Genomic DNA, 23,429 nt, shown 5'->3' on the forward strand with positions numbered 1-23,429 from the left:
CCACCTCTGAACTCCGTTCATCCACCTCTGAACTCCGTTCATCCACCTCTGAACTGGATTCATCCACCTCAAAGACTCATGCTCAAAATTTAATGTATGCCAATTACTACTGATTCTCCCTCCTCCCGTATTCCATCTGGAACTCGTGACTCGCGCAAACACACTCCCAAAGCTGATATGCGGGGACTTTACCAGAGAGCAATTCGTGAGTCATTTATTAAGCTCGATCCGCGAATTACTGTTAGAAACCCAGTGATGTTTGTTGTTTGGGTAGGGACAATTGTCACCTTGCTTGTTACCCTAAACCCAAATCTGTTTGGCACCATCCAGGCAGATGTTAACCAACAACGCGTATTAAACGGGTTGATTACCTTTATTCTCTTTTTTACCCTCGTTTTTGCCAACTTTGCCGAAGCTGTAGCTGAAGGACGCGGTAAAGCACAAGCTGATTCATTAAGATCGACGCGATCGGATACGATCGCTAATAAAATCCTCCCCGATGGTTCGATAGTAAAAGTCAATTCTACAGAACTGCAACGGGGCGATTTGGTAAAAGTGGTTGCCAATAATATGATTCCTGCCGATGGGGATGTCATTAAAGGCATCGGCTCAGTGGATGAGTCGGCAATCACTGGGGAATCTGCCCCGGTACTGAAGCAACCAGGTACAGATATTGCCAGTTCGGTGACAGGCGGTACGCGCCTACTCTCCGATGAGTTGACAATTCGCATTAGTGCCGATCCCGGACAAGGCTTTATCGATCGCATGATTGCCTTGGTAGAAGGGGCAGAACGCAGCAAAACTCCCAATGAGATTGCTTTGACGGTATTGTTGGCAGTGTTAACGCAAGTATTCCTGATTGTGGTGGCAACTATGCCCCCATTCGTCAGCTACATCGCCAGTTTTATCAGCACAGCCTTTGGAGTTGAGGCGGGAAACAGTTTGCGGGCGGGTGCTAGCGTTGCTATTCTCATCTCGCTACTGGTAGCTTTAATTCCCACAACTATCGGTGGTTTACTCAGTGCGATCGGCATTGCTGGGATGGATCGGGTTGCTCAATTTAACGTCATTGCAACCTCTGGGCGAGCGGTAGAAGCTTGCGGTGACATCAACACCTTGGTGCTGGATAAGACGGGCACGATCACCTTGGGGAATCGGATGGCTGACGAGTTTATTCCCTTGGATAATCACTCAATAATAGATGTGGCGCGAGTCTCCCTAGCTGCTAGCTTGTTTGACGAAACGCCAGAAGGCAAGTCAATCGTAGTTTTAGCAGAAAAATATCAGGCTGGGGTAGACTTTAATATTGATAAAGCCGAAGGTGTAGAATTTTCCGCCAAAACCCGGATGAGTGGCACGAATCTACCCGATGGCAAACAAATTCGCAAAGGTGCAGTGGATGCCATTAAGGGATTTGTCCGTTCCCGTGGCGGTAACGTTCCTGATGATATAGATGCAGCTTATGAGCGAGTTTCCCGGTTAGGCGGTACACCCTTAGCTGTTTGCCAAGATGACAAAATTTATGGTGTTATCTACCTCAAAGATATTGTCAAACCCGGTTTGCGGGAACGGTTTGACCAACTCCGCCGCATGGGTGTTAAAACTATCATGCTCACAGGTGACAATAGAATTACCGCTTCGGTAATTGCCGAGGAAGCTGGGGTGGATGATTTCATTGCCGAAGCAACTCCAGAAGACAAAATTGAAGTGATTCGCTCGGAACAATCTGAGGGTAAACTGGTGGCAATGACTGGGGATGGTACGAACGATGCACCTGCTTTGGCTCAAGCAAATGTGGGTGTGGCGATGAATTCGGGGACGCAAGCTGCCAAAGAAGCTGCTAACATGGTGGACTTAGACTCAGATCCCACGAAGTTGATTGACTTAGTAACCATAGGTAAACAGTTGCTAATTACTCGTGGCGCATTGACAACATTCTCCATCGCTAACGATATTGCCAAGTATTTTGCGATCATTCCGACAATCTTTGCTGCTGCTGGAATCGGCGCACTGAATATTATGGGATTAAAGAGTGCCCAATCTGCGATCGTCTCAGCGCTGATTTACAATGCTCTGATTATTCCAGCACTAATTCCGCTAGCACTCAGAGGGGTGAAGTTTTTACCTTTAACAGCAGATCAACTGTTACGTCGTAACATCTTCATCTTTGGTCTTGGCGGTATCGTTGCTCCCTTCATTGCCATCAAACTGATAGATATTATCTTACCTTTGTCTTAATTTACTATGAAATTTATTCAGATCCGCCGCACTATTCTTGCATCCCAAGTATTAGAAGAAATAACTGAAATCTGGTGTCAATGGCGTAGACAAAAGCTACCACTGTATTTGTTCTTGGCAATGTGTTTCAACTTAGTGGTTGCACCTATGGTTTATGCCGCTACTAATGAACAACTTTCCCGCAGTCAATCTTGGGGATTGGGGTTGTTAGGACTGGTGACACTGGGACTTTCCATCTATTTATTTTTTGTAATGTTTGTACCGGAGAAATTCTAATGAGTTTTGCACGCGAAGCTAGTAGAGCCGTTCGTTCTACCTTGGTACTCTGGGTTATTGGAGCGATTATTTATCCTTTTGCGATGATTGCCATTGGGCAGATTGTGTTTCCCTTTCAAGCAAACGGTAGTCTTCTGAAAAATGCTACAGGTCAAGTTGTCGGTTCTGCTTTGATTGGTCAACCTTTTAGTAGCGATCGCTATTTTAACAGCCGTCCCAGTACCACCAGCTACAGCACAGCCGATCCGAAAAAAGACGATGCGGGAGTTTTGAGAACTGGGGTTTCTGGCGCTAGTAACTTGGCTCCCAGTAATCCCGCATTAATGGAACGCATTAAAGGTAAAGATGACCCAGATCCCAGCAAAAAAGTTGAAGGTGACTTCAATCGTTTGAAAAAAGCAGGTGTGCAGCCGACTGGCGATTTAGTTTACACCTCTGGTTCCAGCCTTGACCCGCATATTACCCCGGAAGCTGCGATCGCGCAAGTTGCACGAGTAGCCAAGGCGCGAGGAGTTCAACCGAACCAACTCGAAACTTTAATTTCCCAAAACACCGACGGCCGCTTTCTCGGCATCTTTGGCGAACCTGGAGTTAATGTGTTGAAGCTGAATTTAGCTCTAGATAAAATTAAGGGATAAAGGCTTGATAAATAGTGAATATGTCTCCTATTCGGAATAGTTATCTATAGTAATCTTTAATGATTACTTAGAATTGAAAATCTTAGATTCTCGATTTATTAAATAAATCGAGAATCTTTTTTTATGAGGATAAATAAAATCTATATCTCTAAATATATACCTGTTTAACTAATTAATAAACGCATACTCTATTTAATTAATACAGTTTATATATCTTCAAAATATATCTTTGCAACAGCAGATTTTACTCGTAAAGTATTGGACAATACTATTAGAGTTAAAAAAGATTTTATGCTGAAAAACAAAAAAGCTTTAGAACCAACCCTGTTTGGTGTTTTTATCGAAGATAATAGCGTTTACTGTGGCATCCATTTAAGTGATATTAAGTTACCGAATAAATGCGTTTTTCTAGGAATTTTAAGAGAAACTCAAGTCATTTCAGCAACAGATAATCCTAGTATTTTCGCCGGAGATTACATTTTAGCAATAGCAACTCATCCTATGATGGTTCCTGCTCTGAAAGTAACTCTTAAAAAAATTCATTCTGTTTACTATTCTCTCAACAGTTGCTTATTGGAAGCTCGGTTAAGAGAAAGTCAATCTGTTAATTCAAATTACCCAGAATTATCAAGTAGTTTCAATTCCACATATTATTAGACAGATGAATATTTCTCGAATAAAGGCAGAAGGCAGTTCGAGCTTGCAGCAAGAGTAAGAAGATATATTTTTGCCTCTTGCTTCTTTAACTTTATTGGATCTGAGTTCGACTAGCTAAAGGTTTTTAATATGCATACTTTGGAGCTTTTCCGACTTTATGTATCCGCTCAAAAAAGTGTTCATCAGTCTACCCTGATTGAAGCTAACCTGTCTAAAGCAACATATAGTGACACCAAACCACATAACGGAGACATTCCTTTTGTAGCAGTGTTTTTGGCTCACATTTCTTTCATGATTGTTTGGGCAATTGTTGTTTTTCTAGTTTCATCTGTCTGCAAAGCATTAGAAGATCCCCCAGAAAATGCGGCACAAGATAAAGACGAAATAGTAAGCATTAAACATTTAGAACAACATACCTGTAAAAAATGCCAATTTTTTAACAATAACTATTTTCTCAAGTGTGCAGTACATCCTACCACTGCTCTAACGAAACAAGCACTCAATTGTTCTGACTACAGCCCTAAATAGGTTGCCATAGGAAGATAAACTTTAATTCCTCACTTTTAGACTTGAGTTTGTATTTATGAATCTCTTTTTCCGACTCCTAATTCCGACGGCGTTTGTTCTGACTCCTTCTTTTGTTTCTCAAAGTAATAATTTGCTTCGAGAGCATCTGATTCAACAGCTGCAAGAAACAAGAAAATGTTTTGGCTGTAATTTATCAGGAATGAATTTGTCAGGAGCAAAATTAGAAAGAATTGACTTGCGATCGGCAAATCTTCAAGGCGCTAACCTCAAAAATGCTAATCTCCGCTATGCAAATTTGCAGTGGGCAGATATTCGGGAAGCAAATTTACAAGGAGCCGATCTAACTGGAGCCATACTCAAGAATACATTGCTAACTGATGCTGATTTACAAAAGGCGAATTTGTCAGCATCCAATATAGAAGGAAGTGATTTGAGAAATGCCAATCTTAGCTACGCAAATCTCATCAAAGCTTCAAAAAACAACGATATCCAGGAGCATAATTCTGTGACTCTTTGTGAAACAGTATTGCCAAATGGGCTTATCTCAGGTCGCTGCAATCAATCAGCTAATAGCCAATCAGATTTTTTATCAGGAGTAAATTAATGGTAGAGCCTAATTATGAAGATAAAAATCGCTTTCTCTATCCTCGCGATCGCTACCACGGTAAATTTCAGCCAAACAACCTAGTATTTAATGCTAACCTCCAAGAATTTACTCAAAAAGTTAACTACATTGTTAATTTAGAAACGGCTGGAAAACTATCTCCAGAAATCGCCTTTGGTCAAATAGAAGCACTCTGGAAATAGTTGGAGGATAGTAAGAATAAGCTAGAAATTGCTAGCAGCGATCTATAAAATTGATGCAGTGATTGTTAAATTGAGAACCTTAAAACAAATTTTGAATTTGGAAACTTCATTTGATAAATCAGAATAAATTTTATAAAACAAAAAGAAACAGTATTTGTTATTCCGACTCATCGATTGAGAGATGTAGCACAAACTATCGAAAAGTATGATGAGAATTTCTGGGCAAATGGTCATGCTTTAAAAATTATCGTTTTTGACGATTCCAGCATTGCCAACCACGAGAAATATTATCCACTTTTAGAGCAGACTAAGACAGTCAATGACGTGTTTTATGTTGGGCCACAACAGAAAGAGCAATTTATTACATTTTTAAACGAAAGACTGCGCGATCGCAAGCTAGAATCACTAGTCAAAAACTTATTCCGACCTAGTTATGGCGGAAATCGTAACTTCACACTCATGTATACTCTTGGACATTTAATGGTTAGTGCAGATGACGATATGCGTCCAGATGCATTAATTGAAACTAGCCCAGAATCTTTATCTGGTGATGAAATCTGTCGAGGAAAATTAATTAAATCTAATCAACAAGGTGGCTACGTCCATAAATCTTTTGACTTACTCACGGCTTTTGGTGATGTTTTAGGTCAAAAAGTCAGTCATGTACCAGAAAACTTTGAGGCTGGAGAATTGGTACTTGATACAGCAATGGATTTAGAAACCAATACAACTAAAGGTTACTTTCGAGAAAACAGCCTTTTATTACAACAGGGGAGAGTCTTGAATAATGCGATCGTCAAGATTGCCCAAACTTTTCGCACAGGAACAAATGATATTGATACCCTTGATTTTGTTCACATGTATCTCAATGATGAGAATCAAATTAGTCCTAATGACCTAAATGACTTTTATATTCTTACCAATTTTCGACCCGTTATTACTAACAAAAATTGGAGAATGGATTGTGGAGTCGCTGGATATGATAATCAGCTAGGTTTACCACCCTTTTTTCCAACTCGGCTTAGATTTGAGGATTATATCTATAGAATTTGGATACAGCAAGAAGGTATTGCAGCTGCACACGTTGATGCTGTCCAAAACCATATTAGAAATAACTATATGCGTAATCCTCTCGTTAGCGAACTATTTAATGAGGAGATATGTAGCTTGCTGAAAAAGAAGATTAAAAACAGTGTTTATCATCTTGACGATTTGGGAATCAAGTTTGATTACTCAGGCGAAGTCACTTTACAAGATTCTGAGGAAATCCTGGAAAAAATCTCTACTATTCACAGGCAGGTAGTCAAAGCCTCAATCTCTACTCAGAATGAAGAACGCAAGCAGTCACTTCAATTATTTGCTGAGAATTTATCGAGAGTATTCTATGGATTTGAACCAGACTTTTTTCAGCAAAATGTTTCTAGAATTATCGATGATGTCATTAGCCAATTTCACGGTTCTCTAGAAATATGGCCAACTCTAGTAGAAATCTGTTACTTTTACAAAGACAAAAAAGACCTACCACAAATCAGGGTTAAAAACAAGAAGGTAAAGTCTAGAAATGGCACAAAATCGAGCGCAATTCTTGTATAAATGTGACCTTTGGCAAACAAGCCATAATTCATCCAGTAAAGTTTTCTGAAACCCTTTCTTTTTGAAGATGTGCCTATAGAACTTAAGCCAGATCCCCGGCTTCTTGAAGAAGTCGGGGATCTAATTTTTCACGAATGATTTAGGATTGCTATATGTGCTAGTTAAGTAACTATGTATGCAAACGCTAATTATTGATAATTATGACTCTTATACATTTAATCTTTACCAGATGATTGCCGAGATAAATGGGGAACTACCTCTAGTAATTTATAACGATCGCCTTAACTGGGATGAATTGAAAGAGATTGCTTTTGACAACATTGTAATTTCACCTGGCCCCGGTCGTCCAGAGAGATCGGAAGATTTTGGAGTCTGTCGGCAAATAATTGAGAATGTGGATGTACCTTTGTTGGGAGTTTGTCTGGGACATCAAGGACTTGGCTATCTATATGGTGGCAGAGTAATTCATGCACCGGAAGTTCGACACGGCAGACTCAGTAAAATTTATCATAATAATTCAGAATTATTTCAAGGTATTCCTAATCAGTTTTCTGTGGTGCGTTATCATTCATTATTAGTTGCTGATGAACTACCTGAGTGTTTAGAAAAAACTGCTTGGACTGAAGAAGGATTGGTGATGGGATTGCGTCATCGGCATTTACCTTTTTGGGGCGTGCAGTTTCACCCAGAGTCTATCTGTACAGAATATGGGCAAAGATTATTAGAAAACTTTCGAGATATTACGCAGCAATTTACAGAGAAATCGTCAATAAGTCCAGAAAAACAGTATCGGATTCGATATGGATCTGTTACTCCTACTGTAGATAAACCCTGCCTTCGCGCAGCGTCTCGTAGAGAAGAACAGAAAGAAAAATTTGAATTGTATACGCGCAAGTTAGATATCTGCCCAAATACAGAACAAATATTTGTGCAGTTGTTTGAGAATGCCCCCAATGCTTTTTGGTTAGATAGCAGCCGTGTGGAATTTGGTCTATCTCGCTTTTCATTTATGGGTGATGGAAGCGGGGTTAACAGTCTATTGGTACGATATAATACCGAAACGCAAGAAATCATCGTCACCCAGTCAGATACCGTAACTCGTCACACCGAAAGTATTTTTGAGTATTTGAAGCGAGAAATAGACTGCCGAAGTTGCCAAGCTGATGATTTACCTTTTGATTTTAACTGTGGATTTGTGGGCTATTTTGGCTATGAACTTAAGGCGGAGTGTGGATCGTCGTCATTGGTACATTCTTCACCATTACCTGATGCAATTTTCTTACTTGCCGATCGCATGATTGCGATCGATCATCAAGAACAGTGTATTTATTTGCTGCAATTAATCAAAAAAGGACAAACAGAGCAGGTAGAAACTTGGTTTGATACTATTCAACAACAACTCGAAACTCTAGATCCTCTTTTTTCTCTTGTACCCCAAGAAACTTATCAGCCAGTTAAGTTCCGTTTGAGTCGCACTTACCAAAATTACATTCAAGATATTCAGCAATGCTTAGACGAAATTCACGAAGGGGAAACTTATCAAGTTTGCCTGACTAATCAGCTGCACACCGATGCAACCCCCGATCCATTGACGTTCTATCGCACATTACGTAAAATCAATCCGGCTCCTTATTCGGCATTTTTACGCTTTGGTGAAATTGCTATCGCCTGCTCATCTCCAGAAAGATTTTTACGGATCGATCGCCAAGGTTGGGTAGAAACTAAACCGATCAAGGGAACCCTACCACGAGGAGAAACTCCCGAAGCCGATTTTGTCCTCCGTGAGAAGCTACGCAACAGCGAAAAAGACCAAGCTGAAAATCTGATGATTGTCGATCTGTTACGCAATGATTTGGGACGAGTTTGTGAAGTTGGTAGCATCCACGTACCAAAATTAATGGATGTGGAAACATACTCAACAGTACATCAGTTGGTAACAACAGTACGCGGGCGATTACGTTCAGATTTACAAGCGGTGGATTGCGTGCGAACTGCATTTCCCGGAGGATCGATGACTGGTGCGCCCAAAATCCGCACCATGCAAATTATCGATCGCCTAGAACAAGAGGCGCGAGGAATCTATTCAGGTGCGATCGGCTTTTTGGGTTTGAATGGTTCAGCCGATTTGAATATTGTGATTCGGACTGCTGTTTTGACTCCCAATCAAACTTCCATTGGTATAGGTGGCGGAATTGTAGCCCTTTCTGAACCGGAGATGGAATTTCAGGAAACGCTGCTGAAAGCCAAAGCCTTAATCGACGCTATGGTTATGACGATGTATGGAACCTCTGAGTCAAAGAATTATGACATTCTGGGATTAGAAACAATCGCCGATAATTATGAAAAATTAACTGCTTAAATCAGGTAACTAAAAAAAAATAAAAATGTGTTTTGAGTAGGATATATAAGTAATCAGTGATGAATCAAATCGAACAGTTTAGATAAATAATAAATCACTGCCTTCTCGCTTCATTGCAGTGCTTTACGTACTATTTACCTCGACTTGAAACCGATATTCCACAGGTTGTAGGGTCAAAAATCTTCATAATTAATAATTCTTAATTCCTAATTTGAAACCCAATAAATAAATGCACTTTCTTGATTCAGCAATAAATTTAAAGATAAAAACTATCTACCGCAAATCAAGGTTAAAAACAAGAAAATAAAGTTCATAAATAGCGCAAAAACGCGCAAAAATACCTTATAATCGCGACCTTTAGTAAACATACACCTGCAAGACTTTACGATTCTTCATGTGATAAAACTTTCTTAGATATGGCTTAGGTAACAGCAATCTGATAAGATTTCTAACAAGTAGAATAATTACTTGTTCTCTTTTTCTTAAACCAACTGATTTAGGTTATTTTTGGGAAAGGAAAATAAAAATGTCTGATTTATTGTGGAAAACTCTGGTACTAAGTCCAGTAGTTTTGGGAGTGACGGTGTTGGTTTCCGCAAGAGCTATAGCTGCTGAAGGAGCAAGCTCTTTTGAAGATATAAAGTTAAAAGCTGCTCAGACAGAAGCACCAATAACTTCTAATGCTTCAATATTCATTCAAACAGAGCAACCAAAAGTTAATCAGCAGTTGGTCGCCCAAAAGGCTGATGAAAATAAGGTTTTAGATGAGGTTAATCGCTACAGCAACGAAGGCAAGAACCAGAATTCATTGTCTCAAGTCACATCAGTTTCTCAATTTTCTGATGTACAGCCGACTGATTGGGCATTCCAAGCTTTGCAATCCTTGGTTGAACGCTACGGTTGTATTGCTGGATACCCAAATTCTACTTACCGAGGCAATCGGGCACTGACTCGTTATGAGTTTGCCGCAGGTTTGAATGCTTGTTTAGATCGAGTTAATGAACTGATTGCCACAGCAACTGCTGACTTGGTGACAAAACAGGATTTGGCGACTCTCCAGCGTTTGCAGGAGGAATTCTCAGCAGAACTGGCAACTCTGCGTGGTCGAGTAGATTCTCTAGAAGCACGGACTGCGGAACTTGAAGCTAATCAGTTTTCTACTACCACAAAATTGGTGGGTGAAGCTATTTTTGCTGTTAGTGATATTTTTGGCAATAACACTGGCGATGCAAACAATACTGTCTTCCAAGATCGGGTACGTTTAGACTTGCAAACCAGCTTCACGGGTAAAGACGTTTTACACACCCGTCTTGCAGCCGGTAATGCACTATCCTTTACACAAGTAGGAAATGATGGTGTTGGGATCAATACTTCTGAAGGTATACAAACTTTTCAAATCGGCGCCACTGGTAACAACAGTGTGATTATCGACTGGCTGGCGTATTACGTACCAATAGGTCCAGCCCAAGTCTACTTTGCGGGCACCGGAGGTATTCATAGCGATTATGTTGCCACTAATAACCCTTACTTTGAGGACTATGATGGCGGTAATGGTGCTTTGTCTACCTTTGCTTCTGAAAGTCCGATTTATCGCATTGGTGGTGGTGCTGGTGCGGCACTGACTTTACCGTTTGGTAAGGGTGGCAGCTTTTTCAAACCAAGTTCGCTGACTATCGGCTATTTGGCATCAAATGCTGCTAATTCCGTGGCAAATCAAGGTTTATTAGAGGGGAACTATGCAGCCTTGGGACAGTTGAACTTTAGTGTTGGCGATCGCTTATCTATAGCTGCTACCTACGTTCACGGTTATCATGGTGCTGGAAGTGGTAATTTATTCGATCTAGGTGGTGGTTTGGGTAGTACTATCCGCGTTGTAGGTACTAATCAAGCTAATACTCTAAGTACCTTAAACGGATCTTCCAGTAACTCTTACGGTATAGAAGCAGCCTTCAGACCCAGCGACAAACTGTCAGTCAGTGGCTTCGTTTCTTACCACGATATCACAGGCTTTGGTGCTGGTGATGATTATCAAGCTTGGAGTTACGGTCTTGGGGTAGCATTACCCGATCTCGGTAAAAAGGGTAACGTTTTAGGGATTTTTGCTGGTGCAGAACCTTATGCCCGTAACCGAGGCGGAGTTTTTGCTGGTACTGGTAATGATATACCTTATCATTTTGAAGGCTTTTACAAGTATCGCGTGTCAGATAATATCTCAATCACCCCTGGCGTAATCTGGTTGACCTCTCCTGGTCAAAACAGCAACAACGATGATGCAATTATCGGTACGCTGAGAACAACTTTCACCTTCTAAAGGTTTACGCAATTTGCTTTAACGTGAGTTCGACAGACCTCACGTTGCTTTAGGGACGCATAGTTATGCGTCCCTTTTAACTTCCGCCTTGCGGTACTAGATTGAGGGCGTTCATAATTCACATCAGGCGTAATTCACATTAGGCGTGAATTATAAATTTCAGGGTTGACACAATTAGCCAAGCGATCGCCCCTTAATCCTGCAATTAAATTAGCGATCGCCATTGAAGCCATTTTTGAGCGCGTTTGACGGCTGGCGCTGCCAATGTGCGGTGCAATAATGATATTATCTAAGGTTAACAACAGGCTATCGCTGGGAATCGGTTCTGGTTCAGTGACATCAATAGCCGCAGCAGCGATTTGACCGCTTGCAAGGGCGCGATACAGAGAATCTGGATCTACAATGGTTCCCCGCGCCGTGTTAATCAAAATAGCCGATCGCTTCATTAATTCAAATTGGCGATCGCTAATTAAATGATAAGTATCATCAGCCGATGGTGTATGCAGAGTCACGAAATTCGACTCTTGCAGTAAGTGTTCTAAGGTAGCAAACTCCACACCTAGAGATTGTTCTAATTCTCGGCTGCATCGTTGCCTACTCGTATACAAAATCTGCATTTCAAACCCTTTAGCACGACGAGCAACTGCTTGTCCAATCCGCCCAAAACCAACAATCCCCAAGATTGCACCCGTAACATTTGGCCCTAATAACAAATCTGGTTCCCAAGTCTGCCACAATCCTGTACGAGTAAATCGATCTGCCTCCACTACGCGCCGTGCAGCTGCCATTAACAAAGCCCAGGCAAAATCTGCGGTAGCATCAGTTAACACTCCAGGAGTATTACCGACGGGAATTTTTCGTGCCGTAGCGGCGGCAATGTCAATGTTATCGTAACCCACAGCCATTTGACTGATAACTTTGAGTTTCCCAGACTCGATGACTTGGCGATCGATTTGGTCAGTCAGCAGACATAGCAATCCATCTATTTCCTTGACTTTTTCTAGTAAAATTTCGTAGGGAGGGGGTTGGCGTTCTGGCCAAACTTCGACAATGGCGAGCGATCGCAGTTGCTCTAATTCGATGGGTAGGCGACGAGTAACGAAGACTTTATGAAGCATATTAAAATAATTTCTAGATAAAGGGACGCTTCTTGCATCAGTTTCTCCCTAAAATATCATGGCGTAAATTCAAAACCTGATAAAGTTGGTTTTTATTCTGTGAAAATGAGCCGTGATCTTCCAATCAAGCAATAGAGAGTCTAAAGAAAATCATTACAAGCCGTTGGAATTCAAAAGCTTGTCAAAATGTTCTGCCAGAAACTTACTTGGTGAAGTAGATATTCTGAGGATTGCTGCAAGCTTGAAACAGGAGCAAAAGCAAAAAGGAAAACTAGGTCAATTTTTGACACCTGCTCCAGTCGCAGAATTAATGGTTGGGATGTTTGGCAAACTCGATCTTCCTCAAATATCTCTACTTGATGCTGGAGCAGGAGTTGGCTCATTACTTGCAGCCTTTGTGGCTAAACTTTGTCACAGCCAAAAACGCCCAGTCAATTTAGATATTGTTGCCTATGAAATCGATCCTTTTCTGATTGGGTATTTACATCAGACATTGAAATTGTGTGCTAGAGAATGTCAAATAGCTGGCATCTCTTTAAACTATGAGATCCGAAATATGGATTTTATTGAGGATGCAGTCAGACTTCTTTGCCCTAGTTTGTTCGATAATCCTGATAATTGCAGGTTTACTCACGCTATTCTCAATCCCCCATATTTAAAAATTAACGCTCATTCCAAAGTTCGTGATTTGTTACGTTCTATAGGATTAGAAACCAGCAATTTATATACAGGTTTTATCGCTGCTACGGTTCAGCTTCTTGAATCAAGAGGAGAGCTTGTAGCTATCTCGCCGCGTAGTTTCTGTAATGGGCCATATTTTAGGAATTTCCGCAAAATGTTTTTGGAAATCATGGCTTTAAACCAGATACATCTTTTTGAATCCAGACAGGAAGCTTTTAGTCATGATGAAGTTTTACAGGAAACAATTATTATTAATGCTATCAAACAAAAACCAAAATTTGACAATGTAACCATCAGTACAAGTTCAAATGCTGATGATGATTTTATGCTGTCAAATTCCTTAGCTTATACAGAGATAGTTCTGCCCAACGACTCGCAACAATTTATCCACATTATCCCCGATACGGTAAGTCAGCAGGTCATTCAAAAAATGGCTAACTTTACTTGCACATTACAAGACTTAGAATTAACAGTATCAACGGGACGAGTTGTAGATTTTCGTACTAAAGAATATCTGTGTTTAATGCCAAATGAAGACACTGTTCCTTTGATTTATCCATTGAATTTTTCAGCCGGATATGTTGAGTATCCCAAAGTAACTAAAAAACACCAAGCTTTGGTCTATGCAGAAGCAACTCTTCCTCTTTTAGTACCAAATGAACATTACGTTTTGACTAAACGATTCTCCTCCAAAGAAGAAAAAAAACGAGTTGTTGCTGTTGTGTATGATGCCAACAAAATTAATTGTTCTTGGGTAGGTTTTGAAAACCACCTGAATTACTTTCACAAGAACGGAAGAGGACTTAATCTTACCCTAGCACGTGGTCTTGCTGCTTATCTTAACTCTAGCCTGGTTGACGCATTTTTTCGGTTGTTTAATGGACATACTCAGGTTAATGCAACCGATTTACGAAATTTAAAATATCCGACAATAGCACAACTAATGACCGTAGGGCTATATATTACTGAGTATTTTCCATCACAGAAAGAAATCGATGAACTTCTGCAAGAAGAGTTACTGAGTATGAGTAATCAGTCTGAAAACAACCCCTTAATAATTAAAACCCGTATTAATGAAGCACTACAAATTTTAATTGAACTTGGACTTCCACGGGCACAACTTAATGAGCGTTCAGCTTTAACTCTGCTGGCTCTACTTAACTTAAAGCCAACAGATACTTGGAAAACAGCTGCATCTCCCCTAATGGGAATTACGCCAATGATGGAATTTATGGCACTGCACTATGGCAAAACATATAAACCTAATACACGGGAAACTGTTCGCCGCCAAACAGTCCATCAATTCTTAGATGCGGCTTTGATAATTGTAAATCCAGATGCACCTGAACGTCCTATTAACAGTCCGAAAACTGTGTATCAAATTGAAGAAAGTACCCTTGAACTCTTACGTACTTATGGAACTAATGAATGGAAAAAGAGCATTTATACTTACCTTGCTTCAGTTGAAACTTTGAAAAAACGATACGCTCAGGAGCGGGAACTATCACGTATTCCGATAGTGATTGAGGGAGAGGTGAAAACTCTATCGCCAGGTGGACAAAATATTCTAATCGAAAAAATTATTAAGGAGTTTGCAGAATGTTTTACACCTGGAGGAAAACTGATTTATATTGGTGATACAGATGAAAAATTCGCTTATTTTAATGAAAGGGCATTGAGAGATTTAGGCATTACTATCGATTCTCACGGTAAAATGCCTGATGTAATTATCCATTATCTAAAAAATGATTGGTTAGTTTTAATTGAAGCTGTAACTTCTCATGGGCCAATTAACCCTAAACGTAAGAAAGAACTTGAAGTTATTTTTGCCGATATAAAAATTCCCCTTGTAATGGTAACAAGTTTTTTAAGCCGGAAAGCGATGGTAGAGTATTTGGCTGAAATTGCTTGGGAAACCGATGTTTGGGTTGCGGAAGATTCTACTCATCTCATTCACTTCAATGGAGAATATTTATTACAGGCTTACAAAATGGATAGAGATTCTGAAACTAAATAAACTATTCTTAAAAATAAGCGATCGCTAGCTGATAAATTCTCATAAATGCGATATCAATGTCCACAATATTGTGTTATCGATCCAATAGTTAAGGCAAAGCATAGTAAAGTAAAGTAAGAAATCTGAAGGTACGTTGATCGCTCCCAAAGCAAAATTGTCGCCATGACTAACTCAACTCCAATGGATGACGAGAAAAAGCTCCCCAAGAAGAAAGGCAAGTCGCTTCCTCCCAAGCTGATTATCTGGCTAGGAAAGTTTGTTTGGACGACTATGTGGCAGATAATGATGTCAAATCTTGCTCCTCGCAATCAGTCGGGAGCATATATTCGTCCTAATAGCCAGTTTCGCAAGTTTATCGGTACAGAATCAGGGAATCCACACCCACCAGCAACGGGGCGCTACAAACTCTATGTTGGGCTGGGCTGTCCTTGGGCGCATCGAACTTTGGTTGTGCGATCGCTCAAAAAACTCGAAGCGGTAATATCAGTATGTATCGTCTCTCCTTCGCCCATTGAAGGCGGTTGGATATTTAACGATGAAGAAGAAGGTTGTCGCACACTGGCTGAATTTTATCAAAAAGCAGAACCGGGCTACAGTGGACGCTCTACAGTACCAGTACTATGGGATAACCAAACAAAAACCATCGTCAATAATGAAAGTTCAGAGATCATCGTCATGCTGAACTCTGAGTTTAACGAATTTGCCAACAATCCGACGCTAAATCTTTACCCAGAAGAACTTAAAGAGAAAATTGACTGGTGGAATGAAAAGATTTATCACACAGTAAATAACGGTGTGTATCGCTGTGGCTTTGCCCAAAGTCAAGAAGCATACAATCAAGCCTGTAATGAACTGTTCGCAACTCTCGATGAGATTGAGATTGCATTGCAGAATAATCGCTATCTCTGCGGTGAACATCTGACACTTGCAGATGTGCGTTTATTCACGACATTATTTCGGTTTGATAGTGCCTACTATGGGCTGTTTAAATGCAATCGGCAGCGAATTCGAGACTATCAAAATCTCGGAGCTTATCTGCGCGATTTGTATCAGCTTCCGGGTGTAGCTGACACTTGCGATGTAGAAACTGTGAAGCGGGACTACTACGGAAACCTATTCCCACTCAATCCCGGCGGAATTATCCCCAATGGCCCTGATATGTCTTATCTTAATCAACCACACGATCGCGATCGCATAGGCAAGGTAAATGCTTCATGAACCAGATTAATCGAGTTGCAATTGTCGGTGGAACTCATGGCAATGAGTTTACAGGAGCCTACCTAATCCAGAAATTTGCTCAGTTTCCCGATTTAATTACTAGACCGAGTTTTGAGACAGTCACTCTGTTGGCAAATCCCAATGCTTTTGCCGCCGGGAGACGATATGTTGAGAAAGATTTAAATCGCTGTTTTCTCAAGCAAGATTTACAAAATCCGACTCTAAATAGTTACGAAGATTTGCAAGCTAAATTAATTCAAGATACCTTAGTATCAAATAAGGATAAACAAGCAGATTTCATTTTAGACTTGCACAGCAGTACAGCTAATATGGGTCTGACAATTATTCTTGATAACAGTCATCCTTTAAATTTAAAATTGGCTGCTTATCTGAGCCAAATTAATCCTTTAGTTAAGGTTTATCGCTGTTCTTTTAAATCAATTGCAGAAAACCCATTTGTAAATTCTCTGTGCGAATTAGGCTTTGCATTCGAGGTTGGCCCAATTGCCCAAGGAGTTTTAAAAGCAACACTGTTCCAACAAACAGAGGAACTTGTTCGCGCCCTTCTGGACTACCTAGAACAGTTTAACCAGGGTAAAATTTCATCAAATAATGAAACCTTGATTCTCTATGACCATTTATCAGTTGTAGACTACCCAAAAAAACTGGATGGTACAATCTTTGGAATGATTCATCCAGAGCTTCAAGATAAGGATTATCAAGCCTTGAACCCAGGAGATCCAATTTTTATAACTTTTGACAATAAAACAATTGTTTATGAAGGTGCATCTACTGTTTGGCCAATTTTTATTAATGAGGCAGCTTACTACGAAAAGGGAATTGCCATGTGTTTAACCCAGAGGCAGCAAATCAACATCTAAGATGTGGATAAGTTTTCGGATAATTGCTTTTGATCGAAGTGATGACAAAAATTGAAGATCAAAATTATTAATAACTTCATATATCTAACGCAATTACTAAAAACTATTTATGTAAGTATATATATAATTCAAATTTAACAATATAATAATTTACCCTTAAAATTGTCTAAATACTTGAACTCATAATGAAAATTAAGCAAAAAAGAAACAAACCAATAGCCAGTCTTTCTTTAGATTTAGATAATATTTGGTCTTATTTAAAAAATCAGGGCGCTCCGGGTTGGCAGACTTATCCTTCTTACTTGGATATCGCAGTACCTCGTTTCTTAGATATTCTCAAGCAATGGGATTTGACAATCACAGTATTCATTGTCGGTCAAGATGCAGCGCTAGAAAAGAATACCAAAGCAATACAAGCGATCGCTAGCGCCGGCCACGAAATTGGCAATCATTCATTCTATCACGATCCTTGGCTACATCTGTATTCAGAGAATGAGATTGAAGAAGAGGTGGCACTCGCCGAAGAACATATCAAGCGTGTCACTCATCAACATCCTATCGGCTTCCGGGGGCCAGGATACAGTTTTTCTCCAGCAGTATTGAAAGTCTTAGCACGCCGGGGATACGAATATGATGCTTCGACTTTTCCTACATTTTTGGGGCCCATAGCACGAGCATATTATTTAATAACTTGTAAATTGAGCAAGGAAGAACGTAAAAAACGGGAAGCACTGTTTGGCGGTTTTAAAGAGGGTTTGCAGCCTCTAAAACCTTACCAGTGGAAACTAGATAAAGATAAGCTGACTGAGATTCCCGTTACTACCATGCCAATTTTTAAAGTGCCAATTCACTTCAGTTACATAATGTTTCTGAGTACATTTTCTTCGGAAGTGGCGTTACTCTACCTACGAATTGCCCTATGGCTGTGTAAAGTGACACGCGTCCAGCCTTCTTTACTACTCCATCCTACAGACTTTGTAAGTCAAGAAGATGTGCCAGAACTCTCATTCTTTCCAGGTATGAGTGTCCCTACCTACAAAAAGCTGGCAATAGTGAACAAAAGTTTAGAAATGATATCCAGTCAATTTAATGTTTTGACTGTTGGACAACACGCTAAATTTGCAGCCAATGCGCCGAAACTACCTATATTAGTGCTTCAAAAGAGGTAAAAATATCATCTATTATCACTTCCTCAGCTTTTTTGATGAGAAAAGTGCATACGAATCATATCAGCTTTTAACTTCTTCATTAGCTAAAGATTTTTATTCATCTCTAATATTTTGGGATGAAAAACGTCCAATTAAGTCTAGTATTTTAAATAGCTTAAACTTGGCAGCTTTAGCAAAGTTAGTATTTTAATGTGCTGTAGCAATACAATTATTTAGTTGTCATAAAAGTGCTTGTTATACTGCATCCGTTGCACAAAGTCAGGCTCAACTATACTGTATTGTAATGTAACCATATTTAAGGTGAGTTCGGTATAATTTCTAATTGTTGATAACCTGAATATCCAGCAGTTGAACCGCATACAACTTCTCAGGAATTTTACTGAACCATGATGACAATAAAGATTACTAATATATAGAGAAATATTGTCAGGATGCTGAATATGTCAGATTTACCGCTTCAGTGCCAAAATTTGAAAGAGCAGGTTGAATCTATATTACAACTATTGCAACAAGAATCAACGCTACGTTCCCAAGATATTACATTTATACAAACTTCTTTAAGTAAGGTAATTTCTCCCAAGTTTGAAATTGTGTTTGCGGGTGCGTTTAGTGCTGGGAAATCAATGCTAATCAATGCACTATTAGAAAGAGAATTACTCTACAGTGCAGAGGGACACGCTACAGGTACAGAATGCAAAATCGAGTATGCAGAAGTAGATAAAGAACGTGTTGTTTTGACATTTTTAAGTGAAGTCGAGATTCGAGAACAAGCAGTTTCTTTGTGTCAGCAACTAGGATTTAAAACAGTAGCTAATATCAACCAAGCTGAGGTAATTAACTTGCTACGTCAAGGTTCTGAAGCGATTATTCAGCACGAAGGTGGTGAGAGTCAATCAGAACGTGCAAAACAGGCGAAGGCGTTAATGTTGTTGCTAGAGGGATATATCGCAAATAGCGATCGCATTAGTACGGTAACTAATGCTACATATTCAATGGAGCAATTTAACTTTTCCAATCTCAAGGAAGCGGCTGGATATGCGCGTCGTGGTAGTAATAGTGCGGTATTGAAGCGAATAGAATATTACTGCAATCATCCTTTGCTACAAGATGGCAATGTAATTATTGACACGCCGGGTATAGATGCGCCAGTAGAGAAAGACGCACAACTAACTTATGCCAAAATTCAACATCCTGATACGTCGGCGGTGGTGTGTGTGCTAAAACCTGCTTCGGCGGGTGATATGACAAAAGAAGAAACAGAACTTTTAGAATTAATGCGGGAAAATGGGGGAGTACGCGATCGCGTTTTCTATGTCTTCAACCGAATCGATGAAACTTGGTATAATACTCAGCTACGGCAACGATTAGACGATTTAATTAGTGGACAATTTGCCAATTCCAGGAAGGTTTATAAAACCAGTGGGTTATTAGGATTTTATGGCAGTCAGATTAAACAAGCAAGTCCACAAGATAGATTTGGTTTAGATTCTGTTTTTGCAGAAAGTATTAAAGGTTTAGATGGTAAAGAAGAAACACCACAATTTGTCTATGCGTTTAATAACTACTGTGTAAATTCCGGAAAGCTATCTTCCAGTAAATTCCGTGTTTCTGTTAACGGCCATGAAACTCCAAATCAAAATTATGTGCGGATTCTGGGAGAGTGGGGAAATGAACTGGTAGAAAAGCTAATTCAAGATAGTGGAACTGAAGAATTTCGCACAGCTATTACTCGTTATCTTACCGAAGAAAAGCGTCCCCAATTATTTAAAAATCTTGCTGATGATTTGGAAGATGTTTGTATTAAGCTCAAAAAACATTATCAGAGTGTCCAACGCGATTTAGATAGTCAGCCCCAAGAAATTGAGACGATGAAGGCGCAAGAGTTGCAACACCTCAATCAGCAACTACAGCAAATTGGGAGAGAATTTAGCGAGCATATCAAAGAAGAAGTTAACCATGTAATTAATAATTCTTGTGATGCTTTTGAAGCAGATTTTAAGCAATTGCAATCACGAATGATTCGCCGCTTAGATGAATTGCTAGATACTTTTTCGGTAGCTTCTGCTTATCAACGTGCAACCATCAGCCATCCTCGCAATGCTACTGCACCTTTAATTGCTATTTTAGTAGAGGCATTTTATTACTTAGCAAATCAATTAGAGGATATTTTGGTTGAATCTTCTCAGCAAATAGTTGCAAATTATTTCCAGCGGTTGATTGAAAAGATTCGTAAGTCAGAATATTATCGCCAACTGTATCGTTTATTAGATAATGATGGTGGTATTGAGCAAGAGATCAGAATTTTAGAAAAAGGAGTTGCTCAAGCATTATTTAGTGCAGCTAGTGTGGAGTGCGATCGCTTTGTGCGAGAAAGTCCGAGATTTTACGATGAAGGCACTTTTTCTATATATCAATTTCGCCAAACTTTATCACAAACTTCTCAAGGTTATGACGCTGAAAGTATCGTGGAAGCAGAACCAGCTATTAGGCAGTTATTGAAGTTAGATTTTGAACCAAAAGTTTCCCAAACTATTCGCAAATCTTTCCGTCAAACCATTAATCAAACCCTGAAAAGTCAGTTATTGCCAATGGCAGAACAGCAAGCAGATGAAATTTTGCAACAATACCCACAGGCACGTGCTTATTTAGAGAAAATATTAGAACAAGAAGCCGAAGAAAAAATTGCCAATAATCGCCGCTTGTTGAATATTGTTGAAGAAAATATTGCAGCATATAATTCGGCAGTTTCTAGTATTAATAGTTGTTTGCAGGCGATGCAATTATACGATCGTCTTTTGCCTGTGATTGGTGATTTATTTGCTACTGATGCTAAATTCGCTAATAATGGATTTGTGATTTCAGATATGGTACAAAAGGTTTAATTTTACATATCGCAATCCTATTTAATTTGTGAAAATTTGCGGTATCCAGATCCCCGACTTCCTAAAAGTTGTCGGGGATCTAACTTTTTAGAATCCTAATCCCCAACAAAATAGTTATGAATATCAAGCGTCGGCAATTTCTTGCAACCTGTGGGCTGGCTACCTTAGCTACTCAAATACCAACACTTACCGCCCAAGGTAAGCCATCTCTAAACACCGTCCGCAAGCCGCCCCGTCTACAACCTGGCGATACCGTAGGATTGATTTCGCCTGCGGGTATCGTTGACGCTAAAGACATTGAAGCCGCGCAGAAATTAATTTCACAGTTAGGGTTAAAAGTCAAGCTGGGGAAGCATATTTTAGATCGTTACGGCTATTTAGCGGGTAAAGACAGCGATCGCGCCCAGGATGTAAATTTGATGTTTAGCGATCGCACCATAAAAGCAATTATTCCGATGCGTGGTGGTTGGGGCTGCAATCGCATTTTACCTTTACTCAATTACTCGCTGATCCGTTCCCATCCGAAAATTATCATCGGGTATAGCGATATTACTACCCTGTTGTTGGCAATTAATGCCCGTAGTCAAATGGTTACTTTTCATGGGCCAGTTGCTACGTCTACCTGGAATCAATTTACTGTGGATTACTTCAAGCGCATCCTATTTAATGGTGAAGCGGTGACTATGCAAAATCTCAACCCTAGCGAAGTGCGGCTGGAGATAATCGCACCAGGAAAGGCGAGGGGTAAACTGGTGGGTGGAAACTTATCAGTCCTATCAGCGATGGTAGGTTCACCTTACCTACCTACTTGGAACAAAAGCATTTTGTTTGTGGAAGAAGTTGGCGAGGATGTTTATCGGATAGATAGGATGCTGACACAGTTAAAAACTGCTGGGATACTAAATCAAATTACAGGTTTTATCTTTGGGCAATGTACTAAATGTAGTCTTGGAGATGAACCGTCATTTACATTAATGCAAGTATTGCAACAACACATACTTCCTTTAGGTATTCCTGCTTGGTACGGTTCAATGATTGGTCATATTAAAGATAAATTTACCTTGCCAATTGGTGTAGAAGTGGAAATAAATGCTGAACTTGGGACAATACAAATGTTAGAGGCGGCTGTCAGCCCCTTTGGGTAAGTCAAAAGTCAAAAGTCAAATAATTTTGGATTTTAGCAATACCTTCGTCAAAAAAAGAGTATGAAGAGATAGGGCTACCGTAGTTGTTTTGCGATCGCAGTATCAACAGGACGAAACCCTATTTGGCTCTTGGGTGCAGAGAAGCAGGGGGGAAAGAAGAAGTTTTATGCATACGGACGGAAGCAATAGAAATTCACCGTTGCACGAATAGGGAAAATGGATAGTGCAATTTGCTTTATTCCCAATATGTCTTCCAATCATCCTTAAAAGCTTGCTGTAATTTTTTCATATAAGCATATGTTTTAATTTTCACCATCCATACGTTATTACTATCGCTCCCACCTCCTTTACAAATAACACCTTCTGATACACCATATTTACCTTCTCGAATATCATCAATAAATTGACCTGTTAGCTTACCGCGATAAACAACCTGTGCAATGTTTAGGTAACTAAAATCTCGGAGAAATTGTTCGGGAGCAATAATACATTTATCAGTTTGCACATCAAAGAGAATCAGTTGTTTCGGGTCATCCTTTCGATGCATCCCTGCAAAGGAGTTAGTCCCAAAAAACTCTGTAAATACGGTAATTTCTGGATAGTGATAATTTAAATTTTCTTGAAATAGTCTTTGTAAAGGATTAGCAAAGTCTCTGTTAAAAATCTCAGGAGCTTCTTCTAAACCTGGATGCGCTTTGTTAAATTGTGCAATTTCCATATCATCTAAATCAAACCGGTCCCGACGCGTACCAAAGGCATACCACCCAAGTTCCAATTCCCAAACCCAGTGCAGATTTGTACCATCATATTTCTCAAAAGCTATGCAGCGTTCCCAAGGACAATTTTTGCTATCTGGAATTTTTGGATAAACAAGTTGCACTCGTGTCATTGCGCTCAAAAGAGGTCTGTAA

Annotated in this window: 18 protein-coding genes and 1 pseudogene; 17 read left to right on the plus strand and 2 right to left on the minus strand. The window is 39.8% G+C overall.

The window, feature by feature from the left end; translation table 11 throughout:
- Positions 1-96: 96 nt before the first annotated feature.
- From kdpB to RM368_RS13580, 10 genes are all read left to right on the plus strand, one after another.
- Positions 97-2,238, plus strand: a complete 2,142-nt coding sequence (kdpB, locus tag RM368_RS13535; protein WP_322694526.1) for a potassium-transporting ATPase subunit KdpB — start codon at positions 97-99, stop codon at positions 2,236-2,238.
- 6 nt (positions 2,239-2,244) lie between these two features.
- On the plus strand, positions 2,245-2,514 hold the full coding sequence (locus tag RM368_RS13540) for a potassium-transporting ATPase subunit F (RefSeq protein WP_322679437.1): 270 nt from the start codon (positions 2,245-2,247) through the stop codon (positions 2,512-2,514).
- Complete coding sequence (kdpC, locus tag RM368_RS13545; RefSeq protein ID WP_322694527.1) at positions 2,514-3,152, plus strand: K(+)-transporting ATPase subunit C; 639 nt, start codon at positions 2,514-2,516, stop codon at positions 3,150-3,152. The genes RM368_RS13540 and kdpC overlap by 1 nt, the downstream gene beginning before the upstream one ends.
- 291 nt (positions 3,153-3,443) lie before the next feature.
- A complete protein-coding gene (locus tag RM368_RS13550) occupies positions 3,444-3,809 on the plus strand; it encodes a TrkA C-terminal domain-containing protein (RefSeq protein ID WP_322694528.1) in 366 nt (121 codons plus the stop codon).
- Positions 3,810-3,938: 129 nt separating this feature from the next.
- Positions 3,939-4,337 carry a hypothetical protein gene (locus tag RM368_RS13555; RefSeq protein ID WP_322694529.1) on the plus strand — a complete coding sequence of 133 codons (399 nt, stop codon included), beginning with the start codon at positions 3,939-3,941 and terminating at the stop codon, positions 4,335-4,337.
- A gap of 55 nt (positions 4,338-4,392) precedes the next feature.
- The gene (locus tag RM368_RS13560) at positions 4,393-4,941 is read left to right on the plus strand and encodes a pentapeptide repeat-containing protein (RefSeq protein ID WP_322694530.1); all 549 of its coding nucleotides are present in this window, start codon (positions 4,393-4,395) and stop codon (positions 4,939-4,941) included.
- Positions 4,941-5,144 carry a hypothetical protein gene (locus tag RM368_RS13565; RefSeq protein ID WP_322694531.1) on the plus strand — a complete coding sequence of 68 codons (204 nt, stop codon included), beginning with the start codon at positions 4,941-4,943 and terminating at the stop codon, positions 5,142-5,144. The genes RM368_RS13560 and RM368_RS13565 overlap by 1 nt, the downstream gene beginning before the upstream one ends.
- Before the next feature lie 174 nt (positions 5,145-5,318).
- The gene (locus RM368_RS13570) at positions 5,319-6,737 is read left to right on the plus strand and encodes a hypothetical protein (RefSeq protein ID WP_322694532.1); all 1,419 of its coding nucleotides are present in this window, start codon (positions 5,319-5,321) and stop codon (positions 6,735-6,737) included.
- A 175-nt stretch (positions 6,738-6,912) separates the two neighbouring features.
- A complete protein-coding gene (gene pabB / locus RM368_RS13575; RefSeq protein WP_322694533.1) occupies positions 6,913-9,096 on the plus strand; it encodes an aminodeoxychorismate synthase in 2,184 nt (727 codons plus the stop codon).
- Positions 9,097-9,622: 526 nt separating this feature from the next.
- Positions 9,623-11,407 carry an iron uptake porin gene (locus RM368_RS13580; RefSeq protein ID WP_322694534.1) on the plus strand — a complete coding sequence of 595 codons (1,785 nt, stop codon included), beginning with the start codon at positions 9,623-9,625 and terminating at the stop codon, positions 11,405-11,407.
- 134 nt (positions 11,408-11,541) lie between these two features.
- Here RM368_RS13580 and RM368_RS13585 read toward each other — a convergent pair whose 3' ends face one another.
- Positions 11,542-12,525 (minus strand): D-glycerate dehydrogenase, encoded by a 984-nt coding sequence (locus tag RM368_RS13585; protein ID WP_322694535.1) that lies wholly within the window; start codon positions 12,523-12,525, stop codon positions 11,542-11,544.
- 112 nt (positions 12,526-12,637) lie between these two features.
- Here RM368_RS13585 and RM368_RS13590 point away from each other — a divergent pair, with 112 nt between their 5' ends.
- From RM368_RS13590 to RM368_RS13615, 7 genes and pseudogenes are all read left to right on the plus strand, one after another.
- Positions 12,638-15,223 carry a BsuBI/PstI family type II restriction endonuclease gene (locus RM368_RS13590; protein WP_322694536.1) on the plus strand — a complete coding sequence of 862 codons (2,586 nt, stop codon included), beginning with the start codon at positions 12,638-12,640 and terminating at the stop codon, positions 15,221-15,223.
- 162 nt (positions 15,224-15,385) lie between these two features.
- Positions 15,386-16,441: a glutathione S-transferase family protein gene (locus tag RM368_RS13595; RefSeq protein ID WP_322694537.1), complete on the plus strand. Its 1,056-nt coding sequence runs from the start codon at positions 15,386-15,388 to the stop codon at positions 16,439-16,441.
- Complete coding sequence (locus RM368_RS13600) at positions 16,438-17,322, plus strand: aspartoacylase (RefSeq protein ID WP_322694538.1); 885 nt, start codon at positions 16,438-16,440, stop codon at positions 17,320-17,322. The genes RM368_RS13595 and RM368_RS13600 overlap by 4 nt, the downstream gene beginning before the upstream one ends.
- A 185-nt stretch (positions 17,323-17,507) precedes the next feature.
- Positions 17,508-18,491 carry a polysaccharide deacetylase family protein gene (locus RM368_RS13605; protein ID WP_322694539.1) on the plus strand — a complete coding sequence of 328 codons (984 nt, stop codon included), beginning with the start codon at positions 17,508-17,510 and terminating at the stop codon, positions 18,489-18,491.
- A 16-nt stretch (positions 18,492-18,507) separates the two neighbouring features.
- A pseudogene (locus tag RM368_RS38750) lies at positions 18,508-18,681 on the plus strand (SAM-dependent methyltransferase); the annotation flags it as partial.
- 250 nt (positions 18,682-18,931) lie between these two features.
- A complete protein-coding gene (locus RM368_RS13610; protein WP_322694540.1) occupies positions 18,932-21,373 on the plus strand; it encodes a dynamin-like GTPase family protein in 2,442 nt (813 codons plus the stop codon).
- Positions 21,374-21,489: 116 nt separating this feature from the next.
- Positions 21,490-22,518, plus strand: coding sequence for an LD-carboxypeptidase (locus tag RM368_RS13615; protein ID WP_322694541.1), 1,029 nt, complete (start codon positions 21,490-21,492; stop codon positions 22,516-22,518).
- A gap of 235 nt (positions 22,519-22,753) precedes the next feature.
- On the opposite strand, the gene RM368_RS13620 is transcribed toward RM368_RS13615, so the two are convergent.
- Entirely contained in the window at positions 22,754-23,407 is a 654-nt protein-coding gene (locus RM368_RS13620; RefSeq protein WP_322694542.1) for an RNA ligase family protein, read from the minus strand.
- Positions 23,408-23,429 lie beyond the last annotated feature (22 nt).

It is taken from the genome of Nostoc sp. DedSLP03 (assembly GCF_034530815.1).
Lineage (GTDB): Bacteria > Cyanobacteriota > Cyanobacteriia > Cyanobacteriales > Nostocaceae > Nostoc.